The sequence below is a fragment of the Achromobacter sp. GbtcB20 genome, from assembly GCF_019091095.1.
Lineage (GTDB): Bacteria > Pseudomonadota > Gammaproteobacteria > Burkholderiales > Burkholderiaceae_B > Achromobacter > Achromobacter mucicolens.
The window spans coordinates 1-349 of record NZ_JAGXJZ010000335.1; the positions used below are offsets into that span (position 1 = coordinate 1).

At 62.5% G+C, this 349-nt stretch carries 1 protein-coding gene; it reads right to left on the bottom strand.

The window, feature by feature from the left end:
* Positions 1-349: type VI secretion system contractile sheath domain-containing protein (locus KVT32_RS29230; protein ID WP_217619331.1), on the bottom strand; the 349-nt coding region annotated here is incomplete at both ends.

The following is a 349-nucleotide window of genomic DNA, read 5'->3' on the forward strand; positions in this document are numbered from 1 at the left end:
GCCGCCGAACGTGCCGAATTCCTCTTCGTAGATCTTCTTGAAGAGCGAGCTCTGGTCGAATTCGAGCGCGCCCTGGAAGTCCTTCACCAGCTCGCGCTTGCTGGCGTTGAGCATGCGGCTCTGCAGGCCGGCGCCCGTCGAGGAATTCTTGACCAGGTACTGCAGGCCGGTCCAGCTGCGCTCGAGCTTCTGGAACTCGGGGGCATGCATGATGGCCGAGAGCTGGGTCGAGATCATGCGGTCCAGTTCCGCCAGGCGCGCATCGATCATTGCCGACAGGTTGTTCGATACCACCATCGTGCCCGACATCACCTGGGTCACCAGTTCCGAGATCAGGTCGCGCGCGCGT